The organism is Acinetobacter sp. YH12070, assembly GCF_013419625.1.
GTDB classification, from domain to species: Bacteria; Pseudomonadota; Gammaproteobacteria; order Pseudomonadales; family Moraxellaceae; genus Acinetobacter; species Acinetobacter amyesii.
In genome coordinates, this window is sequence record NZ_VOZT01000099.1 from 1 (window position 1) to 5,589 (window position 5,589).

6 protein-coding genes are annotated in these 5,589 nt (G+C 40.6%); all 6 read right to left on the reverse strand.

What is annotated here, in order from left to right; translation table 11 throughout:
- Window positions 1-1,855, reverse strand: a 1,855-nt coding sequence (locus tag FTU17_RS16590) for a relaxase/mobilization nuclease domain-containing protein (protein WP_180136050.1), incomplete at its 3' end; no start/stop codon positions are given.
- Window positions 1,852-2,196, reverse strand: a complete 345-nt coding sequence (mobC, locus tag FTU17_RS16595; RefSeq protein WP_180136059.1) for a plasmid mobilization relaxosome protein MobC — start codon at window positions 2,194-2,196, stop codon at window positions 1,852-1,854. The genes mobC and FTU17_RS16590, both read right to left, overlap by 4 nt.
- Window positions 2,197-2,555: 359 nt before the next feature.
- Window positions 2,556-3,509: a replication initiation protein gene (locus FTU17_RS16600; RefSeq protein ID WP_180136052.1), complete on the reverse strand. Its 954-nt coding sequence runs from the start codon at window positions 3,507-3,509 to the stop codon at window positions 2,556-2,558.
- 250 nt (window positions 3,510-3,759) lie between these two features.
- The gene (locus FTU17_RS16605) at window positions 3,760-4,050 is read right to left on the reverse strand and encodes a hypothetical protein (protein ID WP_180136054.1); all 291 of its coding nucleotides are present in this window, start codon (window positions 4,048-4,050) and stop codon (window positions 3,760-3,762) included.
- A gap of 4 nt (window positions 4,051-4,054) precedes the next feature.
- Window positions 4,055-4,765, reverse strand: a complete 711-nt coding sequence (locus FTU17_RS16610; protein ID WP_180136056.1) for a hypothetical protein — start codon at window positions 4,763-4,765, stop codon at window positions 4,055-4,057.
- Complete coding sequence (locus FTU17_RS16615; protein ID WP_180136058.1) at window positions 4,762-5,271, reverse strand: PAAR domain-containing protein; 510 nt, start codon at window positions 5,269-5,271, stop codon at window positions 4,762-4,764. The genes FTU17_RS16610 and FTU17_RS16615 overlap by 4 nt, the downstream gene beginning before the upstream one ends.
- Window positions 5,272-5,589: the final 318 nt, after the last annotated feature.

Sequence of the window (5,589 nt, forward strand, 5' to 3'; positions counted from 1 at the left end):
GTTGCAACTCTCTACGTCTGTCCAGCTCATCTAAAGCCTTGAAGATATTTGTTTGATCAAACCCTCGAATTTTTCGTGATACTGTTGTACTGAGTCTAGTTTCCTTTGAAGCTGTTGGGTTAATGGTGCTGTCTGCTTCTCGATTTCTGTATAGATCATCGTTGGCAATAGTTCGTTGATCTCGTTCTTTAGATTTAACCCAGTCACTAATTGCTCTAAATGGCTCTGTAATCGCTGTTTTAAGCTGCTCTCCAAGTTTTGTAATAAAGTCTCTGATAGCTTCGGATTCTGTAGCTGTCTGATATGATTTTTCATCTCTTTTTCTTTCTCGGTCAGCGTGTTGAAGTGAGTTATCAATTTGTTGCAGTAGCTCTCTAGTTCGCTTATCGTTTTGCTCTGCGTTTGAATGAGCTGTAATGCTTGCTGTTGCTGCTGCTGTTGCTCTTTGAGCTGCTGCTGTTGCTGCTCGATAATCTGCAATAACTGTGCTTCGAGATTCATTTAATTGGTTTCCTGCACTATTCGCATATTGTTGCTGTACTGCTGCGCTTTCGGGTCGATCTGGACGCACCAGTCCCATTTTTTCTCTGTTCCACACTTCTGAATATTCAGGCTTGCCCCTTGGCTTTTTAGCCACTGGACTTTGTTCTCCATCTCTGTGATGTCGCTGTACTTGCTCTTGCTGACGTATCCCAGACAAATACTGCTGATAAGCGTTATACATGCCAGTGAAATCAAGACTATATTCGATGTAATAAGGGTTTTCTTTAATTTGGCTGCTTGGGCTGTTTCTTGGCTCAAGCCGTTCAACTGCTGCAAGTTCGCTTGTAGCTGTTTGATATGCTGTTGTTGTTCTTGCAATAGGGCTGTCATGCCTTGTTGCTGCTGCTTCTTGGTTTGAGCTGTAGTCTGGTCGATCTGCTGCAATATCTCGTTCGTTGCTTCGCTCTGTTTCTGCTGTATATCCGTTTTGGTGCTGTCGATACTGCTGCTCAAGCTCTGTGCTTCGCTTTGCACTGTATTCCGCATATCGTTGAATATCTGACTGATTTCGCTGTTCAGCTTCTCGTCTATATCGTTCTGATGCTGCGATAGTAAGTTGTTGGCTCGTTTCTGTAAGTCTAAAATCTTGCTCATAGATTGCACCTGTAAGCCTTATCGGGCGGGATTTTTCGTCATCATTCGGATTTTTAATGGATAGGCTTTTCTTGGTTTCTCTGGTAACTTCAAGACCAAGATCCAATAGCCATTTTTTCATGCTCTGCCGATCTGTAATTAGTCCACTTTCAACGGCTCTCGTTGCTTCAATATCAAGCGTTTCCTTGATTTCATTAACAGTTTTAGGTAAGTTTTTTGCCGTTGTAACGGCTTGGCGATAGAGGGGGTCATCTGCATCATGCAGTTGATATTCATAGTTTGTAATCTTCTTAAACAGATCAATACGAGGACGATCAGCTTTATCATAATAAGGCTGTAAACGTTGTCCTGTAAGGATTTCAACATTAGGGATTAAGAAGTTAAGCTCTAATCTTCGCTCCCCTGTCTCTTCGTTTAATTTGTCTTGATGCTCAATCCACAAGACACGGTACTGGCTCTGATCCATGCCAGGGAATAAGGCTTGCTCAAAATCCTGCATGATTTTTTGTTTATCCGGTTCAGTTAAATCATGCTCATAAAAAGACAAACAACCACTGGTATATTTTTTGGCAAAAGGAGACGTATCAATTAACCCTGATACTTCGGAAACATCGCCCTGTAGGACTTTTGCATAATCTCGATCACGGTCTTTACCAAGCAAATAATCCAATGGCCCTTTACTTAAACCGTTCCCATATCTAAAGAATTGAACAATCATTTTTTCAATTCCTTTAAGGTCTGATCAATCCCTATTAACAGGTGCAAAAGCCTTGCAGCATCAAGGGGACGACTGCTTGCAATATCAGTATTTATTGCCTTTGCAATCTGATTGATGTTGCCCCCAATTCGGGATAGCTCAAGCAAAAAGTCACGGTCTAATTTTGTGTAGTGGTTTTCCTGATTCTTTTTTTTGGCGTTGTCTTGGGTTGCATCAATTTGAGCAAGCGAAGTATCCCTTAGATATTTGGCAATATTTAGGATATTGGCATCTTTGATTTTCTGTACCTCTGCATCAGAAAATCGGACTTTGTAAACCTTATTACGTTTGATCGCTGTCATGCTTTTGCCTTTGCTTTTGGGGGTTTCGGGGGCTTGCCCCTGAACAAGGTCATGGAACACATCTGCGTAGCAGAGGGGTCTCCATGTATCCTTGCGTTCCATTACAATATCAGACCCCTAGACGTAATTCAATTAAGCAGGTCATAGCAAGACTATGGACAATCGCAAGCGACCGTAAAACCTGATCTGTGCCTAAACACTATGCACAACTCCGCATAACGATAAAGCCGTTATACGTTGAGTTGCACACAGGTTTAGATCACAGGGTTTTCCTTTGCCCACAGCCGTTGCTTATTCCCTTAAATAATAATTTTTAAAAATGAAATGGGAAAAGAGCACCCTAGGGGCTGATATCTGATTTAGGTTGCACTTGTGCATGGATTTTTTACCCATTTCGATACGCTATTCCGATGCACATTTAAATATTCTGATATTTCTTTGATGCTCTTACCCATCACATGAAGTTTTAAGGCTTCCTGACGTATATCGCTGTATTGTGCTGATCTAGCCTTACCGCCATGACTAGAATCGCCCTTACGTCCTTTAGCAGCCTGACGCTCGATAAATTTGACGTGTGCATCTGAGTGATTGCGCCATACCCAACGAGCAATAGACTTAGCGGTTGCCTTTACCTCTGAATGTGGCAATGGCTCTAAAAACGCACCATTTGCGTTTGTAGCGACTTTTAGCACTTCCGCATACCAACTATCAGGCGACCCCGAAATAAACGCTCTAATCGCTTCATACGCCCAAAATCTAACGGTATCGAACATCATACAGTTACGCCCAAGCCCTGAAACCTCTTTTAAGTCGGTTTTTAGTTCCTGAAGCTCTACAAAATCGGCTAAATAATTTAGGTCGTATGGTTGAACGCCAAAGGTATGATTTTCCCATGTTCCGTGACATGGATTTTTAGTGATTAAGCCCGTATAGCCACGATCTGCACCTAACGCCAAGCTATACGCCTGCTCGATCTTGGCAAGGTACTGTATGACATTCTGCTTTGCTCGATGCGTGGTACACACTGGAGCTAAAAGCATATAGCCAATATGTGCATGTCCATTTTGACGATTTTTGGCTATCCATGTTGGGGTCGGTAAATTTGCGTCAGACCACGCAAAATAAGCGTCTTGGCGGTCTATATCGAACACCAACGAGCTAACAAGACAAGGGGGATTATGCTGAATGTATGGCTTCTGGATTGCGGTACGTTTTGGGCGAATAATCACCCCACGCCCTAAATCATCCGAGCAATACGGTTTTTTTGGGAGTTTTTCGTAAAAATCGTCTGAAAATTGCGTTTTATTGAGCATGAAACACGTCCAAGTGTTGCAATAGCTCAAAACATCAGTAAAATACTAGTAACGAATTAGCGTTTTATGGATGCTTTAAGCATTTGTTTAACAAAGAGAAAAAAGCGAGCCTGCCAGCTTGCTTTTTTTTCGCCTGATGAAAATATTACACCTTTTTGAATTGCTGTCAAATGACTGATTTTCAAAACAAAATATTGCGACAAAATGTCGCAAATATGTGATCTTCGGGTACAGCCGAGATAGGAGTATCCTATCTCTGACCCCATTCAGGCTGTTCACGATCAAGCCATTTTTGATAGCTGATACTGATATTAAAGACATTCATACCAACCGCAAGCACAATAGATAGCAAGCTGATTGATATTACTCGTGTATTTCTAAGTAGTAGTGCCAAGATGAATAGAACAATTGATGATGCTAGAAAAACCGTATCTACAGCTACAGCATAGTGATTATTTCTTGTCATAAATGAAAGTATATAAACTAGAAATATACCTATTATGTTTAAAGTAGAAAACCAAAATAATATTTTTAATTTCATGGGATTACTTCTTTTTTTCAACAATTAAAGCAGGGATTTTCTCACCACCAATGACATTCCCGACATAGCTATTATTGCCACGGCTAAAAGCCCATAGATAAATTTCTTTGTCAGCTGGTGAAGTACGTTCATAAACAGCTTCATTTCTTGAAAAATAAGCCCACCCCTTTTGACCGTGAACCCTACATTTTTCTTGTCTAATCGCAAATACATCAGCAATAGACTGTACAGACGTTCCTCTTAGCCCTGTATTGCAGCCATGTAAAACTAAATTTGCATTTGGGGACCACCGCAGTTTTTCAAGTTCTGATATTTCACTATAAGAAATCGTCCCATCCTCCAAAACCTCATTACGGGCGTTTCTAGTGCTTAAAAACTCCAAGCCATCGTTACCCCCATCTGTCTTACTAGAGTGGCTAAAAACATGCATTTCTTTCACTTTAGCAACATTCTTATTCAACTCAGCAAAGATTGTCGACCATATTTTTTTAAAGTCCTGTCCTGACGTAACTTGATATTCTTTAAATACAAAGTTATCACCACAGTTTTTTAACTTAAGTTGTGAAAGACAATGCTTTGATGCACGTTCAAATGCTCGATCGTCACTTTTAGAAGGCTTGTGATAATAAATGCAAATTAAATATTCTTTTAAAGACACAGGCTGTCTATGTACTGATTCCTGTTTTGTATTTGTTTTACAAGTACCTTGCGTCACTCTGGCTCTCCGATATAAATATCAATATCTTCAGCTTTTGCTGTATAAAACCTTTCTGTATAACCGTTTTCATCCGTTGTTCCTGAAGAAACAACAGCTCCAGTTTTAGAGTTTTTCAGATAGTAGGGCACATGTGCCAACGGCTCATTATCATCCCGATCTACAAGTTGCACACGCTCATCAAACTTTAAGGCATCCTTTAGATTACTCACTTGGTTTGAAGAACTGGCAGAACCTGAGCCACCACCACGAACAGCCAAATCAGATATTTTCATGTATTTAGCCCCACAAGTGGCAGTATCGCCAGCCACAATAGGGTTGCGACCATTCACTTGTATAAAGCCTCTTTGTGTCGCAAGTGCCTTAGAAACAACTTTGCACTTTGGGCAAAAATGCCCCATGCCCTCTAGATGAACGCCTTTACCATCAACCAACCAAGAATCATCACCCTCTATAATTTTACCACCATGGTTAGTAAAACAACCTTTTGTAATGAATGCTTGCATCTTGTTATCCCTCCTTTAATTATTTATCGGACAACATAAACCACTTATGCTTGTCTAGCAAAGATACGGGTACAGCCGATCTTTGAAGATGCTTTTTTTTCGAGGACAGCATTGCAAAGGCAATGCTCCGCAGAAAAAAAAGTATCAAAATCTAGGTGAATAACTCTTGTCATTTTTACGTTGTTGCTCCAGTTGCAACTCTCTACGTCTGTCCAGCTCATCTAAAGCCTTGAAGATATTTGTTTGATCAAACCCTCGAATTTTTCGTGATACTGTTGTACTGAGTCTAGTTTCCTTTGAAGCTGTTGGGTTAATGGT